Origin of the sequence: Pseudomonas alvandae, assembly GCF_019141525.1 — a bacterium.
In the GTDB taxonomy this organism is placed as follows: domain Bacteria; phylum Pseudomonadota; class Gammaproteobacteria; order Pseudomonadales; family Pseudomonadaceae; genus Aquipseudomonas; species Aquipseudomonas alvandae.
Genome location: NZ_CP077080.1, coordinates 5,351,097 through 5,367,185 on the forward strand (window position 1 = coordinate 5,351,097; position 16,089 = coordinate 5,367,185).

General features: G+C 61.4%; 18 protein-coding genes. All 18 read right to left on the minus strand.

Annotated features, from left to right (window positions below):
• Positions 1–66: 66 nt before the first annotated feature.
• The 18 genes from der to cysE all read right to left on the minus strand — a co-directional run bounded on the left by der (position 67) and on the right by cysE (position 16,088).
• Positions 67–1,539, minus strand: coding sequence for a ribosome biogenesis GTPase Der (der, locus tag KSS97_RS23785; RefSeq protein WP_030139585.1), 1,473 nt, complete (start codon positions 1,537–1,539; stop codon positions 67–69).
• Positions 1,540–1,738: 199 nt separating this feature from the next.
• A complete protein-coding gene (bamB, locus tag KSS97_RS23790) occupies positions 1,739–2,890 on the minus strand; it encodes an outer membrane protein assembly factor BamB (RefSeq protein ID WP_030139586.1) in 1,152 nt (383 codons plus the stop codon).
• Positions 2,883–3,524, minus strand: a complete 642-nt coding sequence (locus KSS97_RS23795) for a tetratricopeptide repeat protein (protein ID WP_030139587.1) — start codon at positions 3,522–3,524, stop codon at positions 2,883–2,885. Before KSS97_RS23795 ends, bamB begins: the two co-directional genes overlap by 8 nt.
• 40 nt (positions 3,525–3,564) lie before the next feature.
• Entirely contained in the window at positions 3,565–4,854 is a 1,290-nt protein-coding gene (gene hisS, locus KSS97_RS23800; RefSeq protein ID WP_217860276.1) for a histidine--tRNA ligase, read from the minus strand.
• A 22-nt stretch (positions 4,855–4,876) separates the two neighbouring features.
• Complete coding sequence (gene ispG / locus KSS97_RS23805; protein WP_003185136.1) at positions 4,877–5,986, minus strand: flavodoxin-dependent (E)-4-hydroxy-3-methylbut-2-enyl-diphosphate synthase; 1,110 nt, start codon at positions 5,984–5,986, stop codon at positions 4,877–4,879.
• 3 nt (positions 5,987–5,989) lie between these two features.
• Positions 5,990–7,045, minus strand: a complete 1,056-nt coding sequence (locus KSS97_RS23810) for a RodZ domain-containing protein (protein WP_198796294.1) — start codon at positions 7,043–7,045, stop codon at positions 5,990–5,992.
• On the minus strand, positions 7,045–7,803 hold the full coding sequence (pilW, locus tag KSS97_RS23815) for a type IV pilus biogenesis/stability protein PilW (protein WP_030139590.1): 759 nt from the start codon (positions 7,801–7,803) through the stop codon (positions 7,045–7,047). The genes KSS97_RS23810 and pilW overlap by 1 nt, the downstream gene beginning before the upstream one ends.
• 12 nt (positions 7,804–7,815) lie before the next feature.
• Complete coding sequence (rlmN, locus tag KSS97_RS23820) at positions 7,816–8,964, minus strand: dual-specificity RNA methyltransferase RlmN (RefSeq protein WP_030139591.1); 1,149 nt, start codon at positions 8,962–8,964, stop codon at positions 7,816–7,818.
• 28 nt (positions 8,965–8,992) lie between these two features.
• Positions 8,993–9,418 (minus strand): nucleoside-diphosphate kinase, encoded by a 426-nt coding sequence (gene ndk / locus KSS97_RS23825; RefSeq protein ID WP_030139592.1) that lies wholly within the window; start codon positions 9,416–9,418, stop codon positions 8,993–8,995.
• A gap of 88 nt (positions 9,419–9,506) precedes the next feature.
• Positions 9,507–9,707 (minus strand): Fe-S cluster assembly protein IscX, encoded by a 201-nt coding sequence (gene iscX, locus KSS97_RS23830; protein ID WP_198796292.1) that lies wholly within the window; start codon positions 9,705–9,707, stop codon positions 9,507–9,509.
• A 13-nt stretch (positions 9,708–9,720) separates the two neighbouring features.
• A complete protein-coding gene (gene fdx / locus KSS97_RS23835; protein WP_030139594.1) occupies positions 9,721–10,062 on the minus strand; it encodes an ISC system 2Fe-2S type ferredoxin in 342 nt (113 codons plus the stop codon).
• A gap of 3 nt (positions 10,063–10,065) precedes the next feature.
• Positions 10,066–11,928, minus strand: a complete 1,863-nt coding sequence (hscA, locus tag KSS97_RS23840) for a Fe-S protein assembly chaperone HscA (protein ID WP_217860277.1) — start codon at positions 11,926–11,928, stop codon at positions 10,066–10,068.
• A 50-nt stretch (positions 11,929–11,978) separates the two neighbouring features.
• On the minus strand, positions 11,979–12,500 hold the full coding sequence (gene hscB / locus KSS97_RS23845; protein ID WP_030139596.1) for a co-chaperone HscB: 522 nt from the start codon (positions 12,498–12,500) through the stop codon (positions 11,979–11,981).
• Between the two features lie 8 nt (positions 12,501–12,508).
• Complete coding sequence (iscA, locus tag KSS97_RS23850; RefSeq protein ID WP_030139597.1) at positions 12,509–12,832, minus strand: iron-sulfur cluster assembly protein IscA; 324 nt, start codon at positions 12,830–12,832, stop codon at positions 12,509–12,511.
• Positions 12,833–12,856: 24 nt separating this feature from the next.
• The gene (gene iscU / locus KSS97_RS23855; RefSeq protein WP_003185157.1) at positions 12,857–13,243 is read right to left on the minus strand and encodes a Fe-S cluster assembly scaffold IscU; all 387 of its coding nucleotides are present in this window, start codon (positions 13,241–13,243) and stop codon (positions 12,857–12,859) included.
• A gap of 43 nt (positions 13,244–13,286) precedes the next feature.
• A complete protein-coding gene (locus KSS97_RS23860) occupies positions 13,287–14,501 on the minus strand; it encodes an IscS subfamily cysteine desulfurase (RefSeq protein WP_030139598.1) in 1,215 nt (404 codons plus the stop codon).
• 50 nt (positions 14,502–14,551) lie between these two features.
• Positions 14,552–15,043 (minus strand): Fe-S cluster assembly transcriptional regulator IscR, encoded by a 492-nt coding sequence (iscR, locus tag KSS97_RS23865; RefSeq protein ID WP_030139599.1) that lies wholly within the window; start codon positions 15,041–15,043, stop codon positions 14,552–14,554.
• 268 nt (positions 15,044–15,311) lie between these two features.
• Entirely contained in the window at positions 15,312–16,088 is a 777-nt protein-coding gene (gene cysE, locus KSS97_RS23870) for a serine O-acetyltransferase (RefSeq protein WP_181287927.1), read from the minus strand.
• Position 16,089: the final 1 nt, after the last annotated feature.

Consider the following 16,089-nt stretch of genomic DNA (forward strand, 5'->3'; position numbering starts at 1 on the left):
GGGCTGCTTCGCAGCCCAGCGGGGATAAATCCCCTCGCCACAGGGTTCGGCGCGCTGCATTGACAATCAGCGCTTGTCGCGGCGCTTCTTGTCGGCCTTCTTGTGGTGCGACATCAAGCGGCGCTTCTTGTTGACCTGGCGGTCGGTGAGCGTGTTCTTGTTGCCTTCGTACGGGTTCTCGCCGCCCTTGAACTCGATGCGGATCGGGGTGCCGACCAACTTCAGGACGCGACGATAAGTGTTCTCCAGATAGCGAACGTACGACTTGGGCACTTTCTCGATCTGGTTGCCGTGGATCACAATGATCGGCGGGTTGGCGCCACCCAAGTGGGCGTAGCGCAGCTTGATCCGACGATTGTTGACCATCGGTGGCGCGTGCTCGCCAACGGCGTCTTCGAGGATCTGGGTGAGGCGGTTGGTCGGCCAGCGGGTGACAGCCGACTTGAACGAATTCTGCACCGAAGCGTAGAGGTTGCCCACGCCCGTGCCGTGCAGGGCCGAGATGAAGTGGATGTCGGCGAAGTCGACGAAGAACAGCCGGCGCTGCAATTCGACCTTCACGTAGTCGCGCTCGCTCGGCGTCATGCCGTCCCACTTGTTGATCGCGATGACCAGCGCACGACCGGCTTCCAGGGCAAAGCCCAGCAGGTTCAGGTCGTGATCCACCACGCCTTCGCGGGCGTCCATCACGAAGATCACCACGTTGGCGTCCTTGATCGCCTGCAGCGTTTTCACCACGGAGAACTTTTCGACTTCTTCGTGGATCTTGCCGCGCTTGCGCACACCGGCGGTGTCGATCAGCGTGTACTTCTCTTCGTTACGCTCGAAGGGGATGTAGATGCTGTCGCGGGTGGTGCCGGGCTGGTCGTAGACGATGACCCGGTCTTCGCCGAGCATGCGGTTGACCAAGGTCGACTTGCCGACGTTCGGGCGACCGATGATCGCGATCTTGATCCCGTCTTTTTCGCTCGGGCCCGGGATGCGCTTGGCTTCCTCGCCCTCGGCAACGATTTCTTCCTCGCCTTCTTCCGGCTCGTCTTCGTCATCCTTGGGGAAATCAGCCAGGGCGATTTCCAGCATCTGGGTGATGCCGCGTCCGTGGGCACCGGCGATCGGGATCGCCTGGCCCATGCCCAACGGCGCGAACTCGGCGCGGGCCATGTCCGGGTCGATGTTGTCGACCTTGTTGGCGACCACGTAGGAACGCTTGTTACGCTTGCGCAAATGCTCGGCGATCATCTGGTCGGCGGCGGTAAAACCGGCCTTGGCGTCTACCAGGAACAGCACCACATCGGCTTCTTCGATGGCGAGCAGAGACTGCTCGGCCATTTTTTCGTCCATGCCGTGTTCATCACCGGAGATGCCGCCGGTGTCGACCAGAATATAGGTACGCCCTTGCCACTTGGCCTCACCGTATTGGCGATCACGGGTCAGACCGGACAAGTCGCCGACGATGGCGTCGCGAGTCCTGGTCAGGCGGTTGAACAAGGTGGACTTGCCGACGTTCGGTCGGCCCACCAGGGCGATTACGGGAACCATGCGGCTCTCCACTTCGTTATTTCAGAAAATACAAAAGCCGCTGCGAGGCAGCGGCTGGTGCTCGGGGCCAACCTGTAGGAGCGGGCTTGCTCGCGAATGCGCTGGCCCAATGAGATGGATGTCAACTGATCCACCGCTTTCGCGAGCAAGCCCGCTCCCACATGAATGAAGCCGCTTGGGAATTAACCCAAGCATAGTCTTACTTGATGGTCAGGGCTTCCAGTTTGCCGCTGTTGCCATACACATAAATCATGCTGCCCACCACCAGCGGACGGGCACGCAGGCCGTCGCTGTCGATGCGCTCACGGCCGACGAAACGACCGTCCACCTGGCTGAGCAGGTGCAGGTAACCTTCCAGGTCACCCACTGCAACGTAGCTGGAGAACACTTCCGGGGCCGACAGTTGACGACGGGCCAGGGAATCGTTGCTCCACAACGCGGTGGTGGAACGCTCATCGACGCCTTCGACCGTGCCCGAGGACAGGCTCACATAGACGCTGCCAAAACCCTGGGCGACACCGGCGTAGCTGGAAGCATCGCGCTGCCACAGCACGCGACCGCTTTCCAGGTCCAGCGCCGCAACGCGCCCCTGGTAGCTGGCGACATACAGCGTACCGCCGGACAGCAGCAGGCCGCCGTCGATGTCGACTACACGTTCCAACTCCGAACGACCTTGAGGGATCGCTACACGCTGTTCCCAGACCGGCACGCCGTTGGAAATGTCCAGGGCAACGACTTTACCGGTCGACAAGCCAGCCACCGCGAGGCGGTTGGTGACGATCGGCGCACTGGTGCCGCGCAAGGTCAGTACCGCCGGAGTGCTGTCATACAACCAGCGCTGGTTGCCGGTGGCGGCATCCAGGCCGATCAGGCGGTCATCCTGGGTCTGGACCACGACCACGTCGCCGTTGGTGGCGGGCGGTGCGAGGACTTCACTGGTCACGCGGGCGCGCCATTTCTCTTCACCGCTGCTCGCGTCCAGGGCGACGATCTCACCCTTGAGCGTGCCGATCATGACCAGCCCGTAACCCACGCCAACGGCGCCGGACACAGGCAGTTCGAGATCTTTCTCCCACTTCACGTCGCCGTTCATGCGATCCATGGCCATGACGACGCCCGTGACGTCGCCGGCATAAATGGTGTCGCCGTCGATGGCCGGCACCAGCATGTTGTAGGTTTCACCCTGGCCGTCACCGATGGAACGGCTCCATTGCTTCTGCAGCACGACTTCTTCTTTGAAGTCGGTCAGTTCGGCCGGAGGCAGTTCTTTCTTGCTGTTGCTGCTGCAACCCGCGGCCAGAATGGCCAGGGCCAGCAATGCTGCATGTTTCCAACGGATCACGTCACGCATCCCCTTTGGCCAGGTCGTCCAGCTTGATTTGCAGGCCACCGACCGCGGCTTCATCCGACAGCGCAGCCTTGGCTTTTTGGTAGGCCGCATGGGCCTCATCGGCACGGCCCAGCTGTACCAGCAGGTCGCCCTTGAGTTCTTCGCGAGTCGCCAGGAACGCCTTGTCGGCGTCGCCGTCGAGCAGCTTCAAGGCGTCTTCGGTCTTGTTCTGTGCCGCCAGCACCTGCGCCAGGCGCTGACGCGCGACTTCGCCCAGGGTCGGGTTGGCCGGCTTGTCGACGATCGCTTTCAGCTCGGTGGCCGCATCGTCCAGCTTGCCGCTGTCTACCGCGACCTTTGCCACGAACAGGCTGCCGTACTGGGCGTAGGCGGTGCCGCCGAACTCTTTGTTCAGCTTGCCGGCCAGGTCCGCCACGCGGGCCGCGTCAGGCTTGCCGTCCGGGGTCAGGGTGGTTTCCAGCAATTGCTGGTAGAGCATCGAGGCGCCTTGCGACTGGTTGCTCTGGTATTTCTGGTAGGCCTGCCAGCCGAACACGATGACCAGCGCCAACAGGCCGCCAGTGACCAGCGGCTTGCCGTTGCGCGTCCACCAGTCCTTCAAATCCGCCAGCTGTTCATCTTCGGTACTCGACACCCCAATACTCCTTAATCGCTAAATCGGCTGTTTGACAGCTTCAACCCTGCACGACGCAGGTGGCCAGGTGTGCAGCAAGCGCATCCCAGGCAATACTTTGTTGTTCGCCCTGGCCACGCAGGGGTTTGAAACCTACCACTTGTTGGGCCAGTTCGTCGTCACCGAGGATCAATGCGTACAGCGCACCGCTCTTGTCGGCCTTCTTGAATTGGCTCTTGAAGCTGCCGGCACCGGCGTTGATCTGCAGGCGCAGGTTGGGCAACTGGTCGCGAACCCGCTCGCTCAACGACAGGGCGGCCAGCTCGGCAGCCTCGCCAAAGGCGCACAGGTAGACGTCGACCTGACGGGACAGCTCTTCAGGCACCTTGTCCAGCGCCTCAAGCATCAACACCAGGCGCTCGATGCCCATGGCAAAGCCCACGCCCGGGGTCGGCTTGCCGCCCATCTGCTCCACCAGGCCGTCGTAGCGGCCGCCGGCACACACGGTGCCCTGGGCGCCGAGCTTGTCGGTGACCCATTCGAAGACGGTCTTACTGTAGTAGTCCAGGCCGCGAACCAACTTCGGGTTGATCACGTAGGGGATTCCCACGGCGTCGAGGCGAGCCTTCAGCCCTTCGAAGTGCGCACGGGACTCGTCGTCGAGGTAGTCGGCCATTTTCGGCGCGTCCACCAGGATCGCCTGGGTTTCCGGATTCTTGGTGTCGAGCACGCGCAGCGGGTTGGTCTTCATGCGGCGCTGGCTGTCTTCATCCAGCTTGTCCACGTGCGCGGAGAGAAACTCCACCAACGCTTCGCGGTAGCGACCGCGGGATTCACTGGTGCCCAGGCTGTTGAGCTCGAGCTTGACCGCATCACGCAGCCCCAGCTCGCCCCACAGGCGCCAGGTCATGACGATCAGCTCGGCGTCGATGTCCGGCCCCTCGAGGTTGAACACCTCGAGACCGATCTGGTGGAACTGGCGATAACGGCCTTTCTGCGGGCGCTCGTGGCGGAACATCGGGCCAACGTACCAGAGCTTCTGCACCTGGCCGCCGCCGGTGATGCCGTGCTCGAGCACTGCACGCACACAGGCCGCCGTGCCTTCGGGGCGCAGGGTCAGGGAATCGCCGTTGCGGTCGTCGAAGGTGTACATCTCTTTTTCGACGATGTCGGTGACTTCACCAATGGAGCGTTTGAACAGCTCGGTGAACTCGACGATCGGCATGCGAATCTGCCGATAACCGTAGTTATCCAGCAAACGCGCCACGGTGCCCTCGAAATAACGCCACAGGGGCGTCTGCTCGGGCAGGATGTCGTTCATGCCACGAATGGCTTGCAGAGACTTGCTCACATGTATTCCTTAATCTTGCGACTTAACCGCGCGCGATGACCGCTGCGTCGGCTTCGACCTTTTCGGCCGCCTTCTGGCGAATCAGCCGTTCCAGCTCATCCACCAGATTGTCATTCGTCAGTTTCTGCGACGGCTTGCCGTCGATGTAAATCAGGTTCGGTGTACCGCCAGTCAGGCCGATATGGGCCTCCTTGGCTTCGCCAGGCCCGTTGACCACGCAACCGATCACCGCGACATCCAGCGGCACCAGCAGGTCTTCGAGGCGCCCTTCCAGTTCGTTCATGGTCTTGACCACATCGAAGTTCTGCCGCGAGCAGCTCGGGCAGGCAATGAAGTTGATGCCACGGGAACGCAGGTGCAGGGACTTGAGAATGTCGTAGCCGACTTTCACTTCCTCGACCGGGTCAGCCGCCAACGAGATGCGGATGGTATCGCCAATCCCCTCGGCGAGCAGCATACCGAGGCCGACGGCGGATTTCACCGTACCCGAACGCAACCCACCGGCTTCGGTAATGCCCAGGTGCAATGGCTGGACGATTTCCTTGGCCAGCAGGCGATAGGCTTCGACGGCCATGAACACGTCGGACGCCTTCACGCTGACCTTGAAGTCCTGGAAATTCAGGCGTTCGAGGTGCTCCACATGGCGCAGGGCCGACTCCACCAGCGCGGCTGGGGTCGGTTCGCCGTATTTCTTCTGCAGGTCTTTTTCCAGGGAACCGGCGTTCACGCCTATGCGGATCGGGATGCCGCGGTCGCGTGCGGCATCGACCACGGCGCGAACACGGTCTTCGCGACCGATATTGCCCGGGTTGATGCGCAGGCAATCGACACCCAGCTCGGCCACGCGCAAGGCAATGCGGTAGTCGAAATGAATGTCGGCCACCAACGGGACCTTGACCAGTTGCTTGATCTTGCCGAACGCCTCGGCGGCGTCCATGTCCGGCACGGAGACACGCACGATGTCGACGCCGGCGGCTTCCAGGCGGTTGATCTGCGCGACCGTGGCGGCCACGTCATTGGTGTCGCTGTTGGTCATGCTCTGCACAGCGATTGGCGCATCGCCGCCCACGGGCACGTTACCGACCCAGATTTTCCGGGATTCGCGACGCTTGATTGGAGATTCGCCGTGCATGACTTATTGACCCAACTTCAGGCGAGCGGTCTCGCCACTGGTGAACGGAGCGATGTCGACCGGCTGGCCGTTGTAGCTGACCTGCGCGCCACGGGCATAACCCAGGCGTACGGCAAACGGTGGCTTGCCGTTGACAGACGCGCTGTCGCCCTTGCGCTTGAGGCCACTGAACAGGACTTTGCCGTTGCCATCGGTGATCTGCGTCCAGCAATCGGCGGTGAACTGGATCTGGACCTGGCCGTCACCCGCCGCCGGGGCCGCTGGAGCAGCGGGTACCGCCGGAGTCGCCACGGCAGGTGCTGGCGTGGCAGGCGCAGGAGTAGCAGGCGCTGTCGGAGTGCTGCCAGCATGGGCCGGAGGAGCAGGCGCCGCCGGAGTGCTGCCGGCATGGGCCGGAGCCGTTGGCGCTGCAGGCGTGGGAACAGGCGCCTGCGCGGCTGGGGCGGCTGGCTCGGTGCCGGCAGCGGTATCGGCCTCGGCGCCATCCTGGCCCTGGGGCAACGCCAGTGCGGTTTCGCCTTCAGCCTGGCCTTCGGCAACGGCCTGGTCTTCCGGCTCGTCCAGCGGATGGATCTGGGTGGTGCCGTCGGCGCCTTCGACTTCGACGTGCTCGGTGTTCATCGCAACCGGTTCCTTGGTACGCAAGGACGCCTGGTCCTGCCACCAGACAAAACCGCCACCGATCACCGCGATCAGCAGCAACAGGCTGACGATGCGCAGAATGGTGTGGGAAACACGCACGGGCTCTTCGATACGGCCCAGGCTGTGCACGTTGCTGCCCTGGGCGTCGGAACCGGTGTATTGGTCGAACTGCTGGACCAACACGGTCTGGTCCATGCCGAGCAATTTGGCATAGGCGCGGATGTAGCCCCGGGCGAAGGTATGCCCTGGCAATTTGTCGAACGCGCCGGCTTCCAGATTGCTCAGGGAAGTCACGGTAAGATTGAGCTTGTGGGCCACTTCGGCCAGCGACCAACCATTGCTTTCGCGGGCTTGACGCAGGGTCTCACCGGGATTTACGCGAGTCGCTGCTACAACTTCGGGATGCGCCGCTTTCATCATTGCTCCGACAGGTATTGCTGATATTCCGGCGTACCGGGATAGAGTCTTTTGAGTTGCAGGCCGTAACTTGCAGCCTTGTCGCGATCTTCAAACACATGTGCCAGCCGAACGCCGAGCAATAGACTACGTGCATTTTGTTCGCTCAGCAGGCTAAAACGCTCGTAATAGTCACGCGCGGGCACATAATGCCTGTCTTCGTAAGACAACTCAGCCATTTCCAGCAATGCACGCGGTTGTTGGCGGTTGAGCCGCAGCGCCTTCTCAAGCTGCTGGCGGGCCAGGTCGCGCTGGCCGAGTTTGGCAGCCGTCATGCCGAGGTTCTCGAAAACCCGTGAACGCTCAGGATAAAGGGTATCGGCGGCCGCTTGCTCGAAACGTTCGTAGGCGTCCTTGTAACGGGCCTGTTCGTAGAGAAAACTGCCGTAGTTGTTCAGGATACGGGCATCTTGTGGCCGGGCCGACAACGCCTTGCGAAAATGCTCGTCAGCCAGCTCCGATTCCAGCTCGGCCTGGAACACCAGCGCCAGCGCCGCATTGGCATCGGCGTCGGAGCTGTCCAGTTCCAAAGCTTTCTTGAGTGGCACCTTGGCCCGCTCGGTCATGCCCTGCTGCAGATAGCCGATGCCCAGTTGCACATAGGCCTGGCGGGCTTCGTCGCGCCCTTTGCTGGTCTTCATCGGGTTGTAGTCACCCGACAGGACACAACCGGAACAGAGACCGGCCAGCAGCAAAACGAGCGCGAAGCGCAGGGACATAGAGTTCCTCTCTTAGTGACTGTTCGCAGCGTTCTGCACTGCATCGTCGGTGGCGTTCAGTTCGCGCACGGCGATGTAGCGTTCGCTGCGACGGGTGCGATCCAGCACCTGTCCTACCAATTGGCCACACGCGGCGTCGATGTCTTCGCCGCGAGTCGTGCGCACGGTGACGTTGAAGCCAGCGTGGTGTAGCTGATCCTGGAAGCGACGAATCGCGTTGTTGCTCGGACGCTCGTAACCGGAATGCGGGAACGGGTTGAACGGGATCAGGTTGATCTTGCACGGGATGTTCTTGAGCAGCTCGATCATCTCGACCGCATGTTCAACCTTGTCGTTCACATCCTTGAGCAGGGTGTACTCGATGGTCAGCACGCGTTTCTCGCCCAACGCCGACATGTAGCGCTGGCAGGATTCGAGCAGCATCTTAAGCGGATATTTCTTGTTGATCGGCACCAATTGGTTACGCAATGCGTCATTGGGTGCGTGCAACGACAGCGCCAGGGAGACGTCGATGTGCTTGGCCAGCTCATCGATCATCGGCACCACGCCGGAGGTAGACAGGGTCACGCGGCGCTTGGAAATGCCGTAGCCCAGGTCATCCATCATCAAATGCATGGCGGAGACGACGTTGTCGAAGTTCAGCAGCGGCTCACCCATGCCCATCATCACCACGTTGGTGATGGCACGGTCGACGGTTGCCGGGACGCTGCCAAAGGATTTGTTGGCAATCCACACCTGGCCGATCACTTCGGCGGCGGTGAGGTTGCTGTTGAAGCCTTGCTTGCCGGTGGAGCAGAAACTGCAATCCAGGGCACAGCCTGCCTGGGACGAAACGCACAAGGTGCCGCGCTTGCCCTGGGGGATGTAGACGGTCTCGACGCAGCTGCCGGACGCCACGCGTACCACCCATTTACGGGTGCCGTCGCTGGAAATGTCCTGGCTGACCACTTCGGGGCCGCGAATCTCGGCAACAGCCTTGAGCTTTTCGCGCAGGGCCTTGCCGACATTCGTCATGGCGTCGAAGTCGTCGACGCCAAAGTGGTGAATCCATTTCATCACCTGGCCGGCACGGAAACGCTTCTCCCCGATCGAGTCGAAGAATTTCTCCATTTCCGGCTGGGTCAGGCCCAACAGGTTGGTTTTGCCGTTCGATGTAGTCATGGATTCACCTTCACTCAAAAGCCTGGGCTTAGCGAGTGGTTACTTCAGTAGCGGAGAAAAAGTAAGCGATTTCGCGAGCAGCGGCGGCTTCGGAGTCCGAACCGTGGACGGCGTTGGCGTCGATGGATTCAGCGAAGTCAGCACGGATGGTGCCAGGAGCAGCTTCTTTAGGGTTGGTAGCGCCCATCAGCTCACGGTTGCGAGCGATGGCGTTTTCGCCTTCCAGCACCTGAACGACAACCGGACCGGAAGTCATGAAGGCAACCAGCTCACCGAAGAAACCGCGCTCGCTGTGCTCAGCGTAGAAGCCTTCGGCTTCGGCTTTGGACAGTTGCTTCATTTTCGAAGCTACAACGCGCAGGCCAGCGTCTTCGAAGCGGGTAACGATCTTGCCGATCACGTTTTTAGCAACGGCGTCAGGCTTGATGATGGAGAAAGTACGTTGAACAGCCATGGTGTAACTCCAGAAACGGTAATTTGCGAAAAATTAAACCCGCGAATTATACGCGGGTTCAGGGGTATTGCCTAACCTGCCGGGTCGATCAGTCGATTTCGTCGATCCAGAGCTGTTGGACAGCCTCCAGGACCTTCTCGCCACAACGGCCAGAGGTGTTGTCGAAATCGGGTAATTCCATGATCCAGCGCTGCAAATCGACAAAATTTACAGCCTTCGGGTTCACGTCCGGCTTGGCTTCGGCCAGTTCTTCTGCGATGCGTTGTACATCAGTCCAACCATAGCTCATGACAGTATCACCATCAGTGCGGCGCTTCGGCCGCATGGTTAAGCGAATATTTCGGAATCTCGACGGTCAGGTCTTCGGTGCCGACGATGGCTTGGCAACCCAGGCGCGATTGCGCTTCCAGGCCCCAGGCCCGATCGAGGAAATCTTCCTCCAGTTCGTCCGCTTCTTCCAGCGAGTCGAACCCTTCGCGAATGACGCAATGGCAGGTCGTGCAAGCGCAGACGCCGCCACAGGCACTTTCCATCTCGATATGGTGCTCATGGGCCAGCTCGAGAATCGAAATTCCGGGCTCAGCCTCCACGACCATGCCCTCCGGGCAGAACTTCTCGTGGGGCAGAAAAATCACCTGCGGCATCAGTTATTCCTCGATTTCATTCAGGTTGCGCCCCGCCAGGGCGGCTTTCACCGTCGAGTCCAGGCGGCGGGCAGCAAAGGCATCGGTGACCTGCGACAGACGCTTGGTCTGCTGCTCGATGGCATAACCATCGGTGCCCTTGATCAATTCGGAGAGTTCTTGCATCTGAATTTCGATGACCATGCGCTCTTCGGCGTCGAGCAGGCGCTCGCCATCGGCTTCGAGAGCGGCCTGCACGGCTTCGACCAGGCGCTGGCCGTCAACCTGCTGCTCGCGCAGCACACGGGCGACCTTGTCGTCGCTGGCGTGCTGGAAGGAATCCTTGAGCATCTTGGCGATTTCACCGTCGGTCAGACCATAGGAAGGCTTGACCTGGATGCTCGCTTCCACGCCCGAACCCAGTTCGCGAGCGGAAACGTTGAGCAGACCGTCGGCATCGACCTGGAAGGTCACGCGGATCTTCGCCGCACCGGCGACCATGGCCGGGATGCCGCGCAATTCGAAGCGGGCCAGGGAACGGCAGTCGCTGATCAGCTCACGCTCACCTTGCAGCACGTGGATCATCATGGCCGACTGGCCGTCTTTATAAGTGGTGAAGTCCTGGGCACGGGCAACCGGGATGGTGGTGTTGCGCGGGATCACCTTCTCCATCAGGCCGCCCATGGTTTCCAACCCCAGGGACAACGGGATCACGTCGAGCAACAGCAGTTCGCCGCCGTCGCGCTTATTGCCGGCCAGGGTATCGGCCTGGATCGCGGCGCCGATGGCGACCACCTGGTCCGGGTCGATTTCGGTCAGTGGCTGGCGGCCAAAGGCTTCGGCAACGGCTTCGCGAACCCGAGGCACGCGGGTCGAACCACCGACCATGACCACGGCCTTGACGTCTTCGAGCTCTACGCCGGAATCGCGCACGGCACGGCGGCAGGCCTTGAGGCTGCGGGCGACCATGGGTTCGATCAGGGCATCGAAGGCTTCGCGGGTCAGCGCCGCTTTCCACTCGCCATAAACGACTTCAACCGTGTTGGCGTCGGTCAAGGCTTCCTTGGCGGCGCAGGCAGTTTGCAGCAGGTGGCGTTGCGCACCCGGGTCGAGGTCGGCGGAGAGGCCCGCTTGCTCGATGATCCAGCCCGCGATGGCATGGTCGAAGTCATCGCCGCCCAGGGCACTGTCGCCGCCGGTGGCCAGGACCTCGAAAACACCGCCAGTCAGGCGCAGGATCGAAATATCGAACGTACCGCCGCCCAGGTCGTAGATCGCGACGAGGCCTTCGGCGTGCTGATCGAGGCCGTAGGCAACGGCCGCTGCAGTCGGCTCGTTGAGCAGGCGCAGCACGTTCAGGCCGGCGAGCTTGGCGGCGTCCTTGGTGGCTTGGCGCTGAGCGTCGTCGAAATAGGCCGGCACCGTGATCACCGCCCCCACCAGTTCACCGCCCAACGCCGCTTCGGCACGTTGGCGCAGGACTTTCAGGATGTCAGCGGAAACCTCTACCGGGCTTTTCGGGCCCTGGACGGTTTCGATGAACGGCATATGGGATTCGCCACCGACGAAGCGGTACGGCAATTGATCGCCCAGTTGCTTGACGTCGGACAGACCACGACCCATCAAGCGCTTGACCGAGACAATGGTATTCAGGGGATCGGTGGCGGCGGCCAGCTTGGCCGACTCGCCCACTTCAACGCGGTCGGCGTGATAACGCACGGCGGACGGCAGGATCACCCGTCCCTGCTCGTCGGCCAGCGGTTCGGAAAGACCGCTGCGCAAGGCAGCGACCAGGGAATTGGTGGTACCCAAGTCGATCCCGACAGCCAGGCGACGCTGGTGCGGTTGTGGACTTTGGCCGGGTTCGGCGATCTGCAGTAGGGCCATCGTAATCAGGACTTATCTGTAATCAGGCGTGCGACCGGAGCGGCACTGGGTTAATCGTCGAGGCGCTCTTCTAGCTGGCGCACTTCGTGGGTGAGCTTGTCGAGGAACTGCATGCGCCGCATCAGGCGTTCGGCCTGTTCGCGTTGCGCGGCATCGTTCCAGCAGGCTGCGAAGCTTTCGTTCAGTGTGTGCTGGGCATCTTTCAGGCGGCGCTTGAAAACCGCGACACCGGCCAGGTCGGCACTGTCCTGCAGGTCTTCAAGCTCCTCGCGCCATTGCATCTGCTGCAACAGGAACTCGGGATCGTGGACCGTGACTTCCAGGGGCAGCTCATGACCGCTGATGGCGAGCAGGTAACGCGCGCGCTTGGCCGGGTTCTTGAGCGTCTGGTAAGCCTCGTTGAGGTTCGCCGACTGCTCGAGCGCCCGCCGCTGCTCCGCCTCAGAGGCATCGGCAAAGCGATCGGGGTGGACACCACGGGCCAGTTCCAGATAACGCGCGGACAACTGATCGAGGTCCAGCTGGAAAGCAGGCTGCAACTGGAACAACGCAAAATGACAAGGAGTACCCACGAGCAGCCTCAGATGTTGAAGCTTTCGCCGCAGCCACATTCACCGCGCACGTTGGGATTGTTGAACTTGAAACCTTCGTTCAACCCTTCCTTGACGAAATCCAGCTCGGTGCCGTCCAGGTACGTCAGGCTCTTCGGGTCAATGATCACTTTCTGACCATGACTTTCGAACACCTGGTCGTCTTCACCGACTTCGTCGACGAATTCCAGTACATAGGCGAGGCCGGAACAGCCCGTGGTGCGAACACCCAGGCGGATACCCTCGCCCTTGCCGCGCCCTGCAAGAGAACGCTGCACATGCTTAGCTGCCGCTTCTGTCATCTGGATAGCCATGGAAACTCCTTACCGTAACGCGGATCAGATCAAGCCTTTCTTCTGCTTGTAGTCGCGAACGGCGGCCTTGATGGCGTCTTCAGCGAGTACCGAGCAGTGGATTTTCACTGGCGGCAAGGCCAGTTCTTCGGCCAGCTGGGTGTTCTTGATGGTTTCGGCTTCGTCGAGGGTCTTGCCTTTCATCCACTCGGTGGCCAGGGAGCTGGACGCGATGGCGGAACCGCAGCCGTAGGTCTTGAACTTGGCGTCTTCGATGATGCCTTGCTCGTTGACCTTGATCTGCAGGCGCATCACGTCGCCGCACGCCGGGGCGCCGACCATGCCGGTGCCGACGTCAGGATCCTGCGCGTCCATCTTGCCGACGTTGCGCGGGTTCTCGTAGTGGTCGATGACCTTTTCGCTATATGCCATTTGCTTCAATCCTCATCAGTGGAGCCGCTCTGGTGGCGACTTCTCAGTGCGCCGCCCATTCGATTTTCGAAATGTCGACGCCGTCTTTGTACATGTCCCACAGCGGCGACAGAGCGCGCAGCTTGGTCACGGCCTCGCAGACTTTCTGCGCGGCGTAATCGATTTCTTCTTCGGTGGTGAAGCGGCCGAAGGTGAAGCGGATGGAACTGTGGGCCAGTTCGTCGTTGCGGCCCAGGGCGCGCAGTACGTACGAAGGCTCAAGCGACGCCGAGGTGCACGCCGAACCGGACGACACGGCCAGATCCTTGAGCGCCATGATCAGCGACTCGCCTTCAACGTAGTTGAAGCTCAGGTTCAGGTTGTGCGGGACGCGGGCGGTCATGCTGCCGTTGACGTAGAGTTCTTCGAGGTGCTCGACCTGCTTGAAGAAACGGTCGCTCAAGGCCTTGATGCGCACGTTCTCGGCCGCCATGTCTTCCTTGGCGACGCGGAAGGCTTCGCCCATGCCGACGATCTGGTGAGTCGCCAGGGTACCGGAACGCATGCCACGCTCGTGACCGCCGCCGTGCATGGTCGCTTCGAGGCGAACACGCGGCTTGCGGCTGACGTACAGGGCGCCGATGCCTTTAGGACCGTAGGTCTTGTGGGCGGAGAACGACATCAGGTCGACTTTCAGCTTGGACAGGTCGATGTCGACCTTGCCAGTGGACTGCGCCGCGTCGACGTGGAACAGGACGCCCTTGGAGCGGGTCAGCTCGCCGATGGCGGCGATGTCGTTGACGGTGCCGATTTCGTTGTTCACGTGCATGATCGAAACCAGGATGGTGTCGTCGCGCAGGGCGGCTTCGACCATGGCCGGGGTGATCAGGCCGTCTTCACCGGGCTCGATGTAGGTGACTTCGAAGCCTTCACGCTCCAGTTGGCGCGTGGTGTCCAGGACAGCCTTGTGCTCGATCTTCGAGGTGATCAGGTGCTTGCCCTTGGTGTGGTAGAAATGCGCGACACCCTTGATTGCCAGGTTGTCGGACTCGGTGGCACCGGAGGTCCAGACGATTTCACGCGGGTCGGCGTTGACCAGGTCGGCGACTTGGCGACGGGCGTTTTCCACCGACTCCTCGGCCTTCCAGCCAAAGACGTGGGAGCGGGACGCCGGGTTACCGAAGTTTCCGTCGACCAGCAGGCATTCACTCATCTTTTGCGCGACACGCGGATCAACCGGGGTGGTCGCAGAGTAATCAAGGTAAATCGGCAATTTCATGGACTCTCTCCTAAATCAGGCTGGCTGGCGTTCCGCGTGCTCTGCGGCGGTCATTCGACGGCGGACGCTTCGATCTTGTCCAGGTGCGGCGCCTTGCCATTGCAACGGCGCTGGTCCTGACGCTGGGCTACTTCTTGCACCTCACGGCGAGTCACAAGGTCGGCCAAGCTGATACCACTCAGAAATTCGTGAATCTGCAGGCTCAAGTCGCACCACAGATGATGGGTCAGGCAAGTATCGCCGCCATGGCAATCGCCCAGCCCCTGGCATTTGGTCGCATCGACCGATTCGTTCACGGCATCGATCACCTGGGCGACCTGGATGCCTTGCATCTCGCGCGACAGCTGGTAGCCGCCGCCGGGGCCGCGAACACTGGAGACCAGGTTGCTGCGGCGCAGCTTGGCGAACAGCTGTTCGAGGTAGGACAGGGAAATGCCCTGGCGCTCGGAGATATCGGCGAGGGACACCGGCCCGTGCTGCGCATGCAATGCCAGATCGAGCATTGCGGTCACGGCGTATCGGCCTTTTGTAGTCAGTCGCATGGACAATTACCACGGAGTTCGGAATGGGGGCGAGTATGCAATTCCCGAGTATTTAAGTCAAGTATAAGACCTAGTGCTTTACTCGGGTTTACCCGCAAAAGAGCGCGCGAATGATAGCAAAGGTAGGCGGCTAACGACCAGCGATACCGCGTTATCGTTCTTCGCGAGCAAGCCCGCTCCCACAGGGATCATGGATGAGCACACAATGAGCCGTCCAACACAGGTCCAATGTGGGAGCGAGCCTGCTCGCGAAGGGGTCGACCGGGGTTCAGCTGGCCTGGGTCTCATCCTTGTCCTTCACACACGCGAAATCCTCTTCACGCAGCTCAGGCAGGTCCTTGGCACAATAATTACTCCCCAATTCCTTCAGGGCGCCGCACATCCCCTCCAGGCGCCCGTCCACTGCTTGCAGGTGGTCGAGCAACTGGTTGATGGCGCGAGCCACCGGGTCGGGCATGTCTTCGCCAACACCGTAGGCGTCGAAGCCGATCTTTTCGGCCATGGCCTTGCGACGGGCGTCCTGCTCGTCATCGGACTTGACGATGATCCGCCCTGGAATGCCCACCACAGTGGCGCCGGGCGGCACGGCCTTGGTCACCACCGCATTGGAGCCGACTTTCGCCCCGGCCCCGACCGTGAACGGCCCGAGCACCTTGGCGCCAGCCCCCACGACAACGCCGTCTTCCAGCGTCGGGTGACGCTTGCCTTTGTTCCAACTGGTGCCGCCGAGGGTCACGCCTTGATAAAGCGTCACGTCGTCGCCGATTTCGGCGGTCTCGCCAATGACGATGCCCATGCCGTGGTCGATGAAGAACCGGCGACCGACCTTGGCGCCCGGGTGGATCTCGATCCCGGTCAGCCAGCGCCCGAAGTTCGAGACCAGCCGCGCCAGCCATTTCCAGCCCATGTTCCACAGGGCGCCGGACAGGCGATGGATCCAGATGGCGTGCATCCCCGGGTAGCAGGTCAACACTTCAAAGGCATTGCGCGCCGCCGGGTCACGATGAAAGACGCTCTGGATATCTTCACGCAAACGTTCGAACATT

Bases quoted from the DNA above. Each gene is read 5' to 3' on its own strand.
- iscX (WP_198796292.1), bottom strand. From the start codon at position 9,707: ATGAGCTATGGTTGGACTGATGTACAACGCATCGCAGAAGAACTGGCC.
- iscA (WP_030139597.1), bottom strand. From the start codon at position 12,832: ATGGCTATCCAGATGACAGAAGCGGCAGCTAAGCATGTGCAGCGTTCT.
- cysE (WP_181287927.1), bottom strand. From the start codon at position 16,088: ATGTTCGAACGTTTGCGTGAAGATATCCAGAGCGTCTTTCATCGTGAC.
- fdx (WP_030139594.1), bottom strand. From the start codon at position 10,062: ATGCCGCAGGTGATTTTTCTGCCCCACGAGAAGTTCTGCCCGGAGGGC.
- ndk (WP_030139592.1), bottom strand. From the start codon at position 9,418: ATGGCTGTTCAACGTACTTTCTCCATCATCAAGCCTGACGCCGTTGCT.
- der (WP_030139585.1), bottom strand. From the start codon at position 1,539: ATGGTTCCCGTAATCGCCCTGGTGGGCCGACCGAACGTCGGCAAGTCC.
- iscR (WP_030139599.1), bottom strand. From the start codon at position 15,043: ATGCGACTGACTACAAAAGGCCGATACGCCGTGACCGCAATGCTCGAT.
- pilW (WP_030139590.1), bottom strand. From the start codon at position 7,803: ATGTCCCTGCGCTTCGCGCTCGTTTTGCTGCTGGCCGGTCTCTGTTCC.
- iscU (WP_003185157.1), bottom strand. From the start codon at position 13,243: ATGGCATATAGCGAAAAGGTCATCGACCACTACGAGAACCCGCGCAAC.
- KSS97_RS23810 (WP_198796294.1), bottom strand. From the start codon at position 7,045: ATGAAAGCGGCGCATCCCGAAGTTGTAGCAGCGACTCGCGTAAATCCC.
- hscA (WP_217860277.1), bottom strand. From the start codon at position 11,928: ATGGCCCTACTGCAGATCGCCGAACCCGGCCAAAGTCCACAACCGCAC.
- ispG (WP_003185136.1), bottom strand. From the start codon at position 5,986: ATGCACGGCGAATCTCCAATCAAGCGTCGCGAATCCCGGAAAATCTGG.
- rlmN (WP_030139591.1), bottom strand. From the start codon at position 8,964: ATGACTACATCGAACGGCAAAACCAACCTGTTGGGCCTGACCCAGCCG.
- KSS97_RS23860 (WP_030139598.1), bottom strand. From the start codon at position 14,501: ATGAAATTGCCGATTTACCTTGATTACTCTGCGACCACCCCGGTTGAT.
- bamB (WP_030139586.1), bottom strand. From the start codon at position 2,890: ATGCGTGACGTGATCCGTTGGAAACATGCAGCATTGCTGGCCCTGGCC.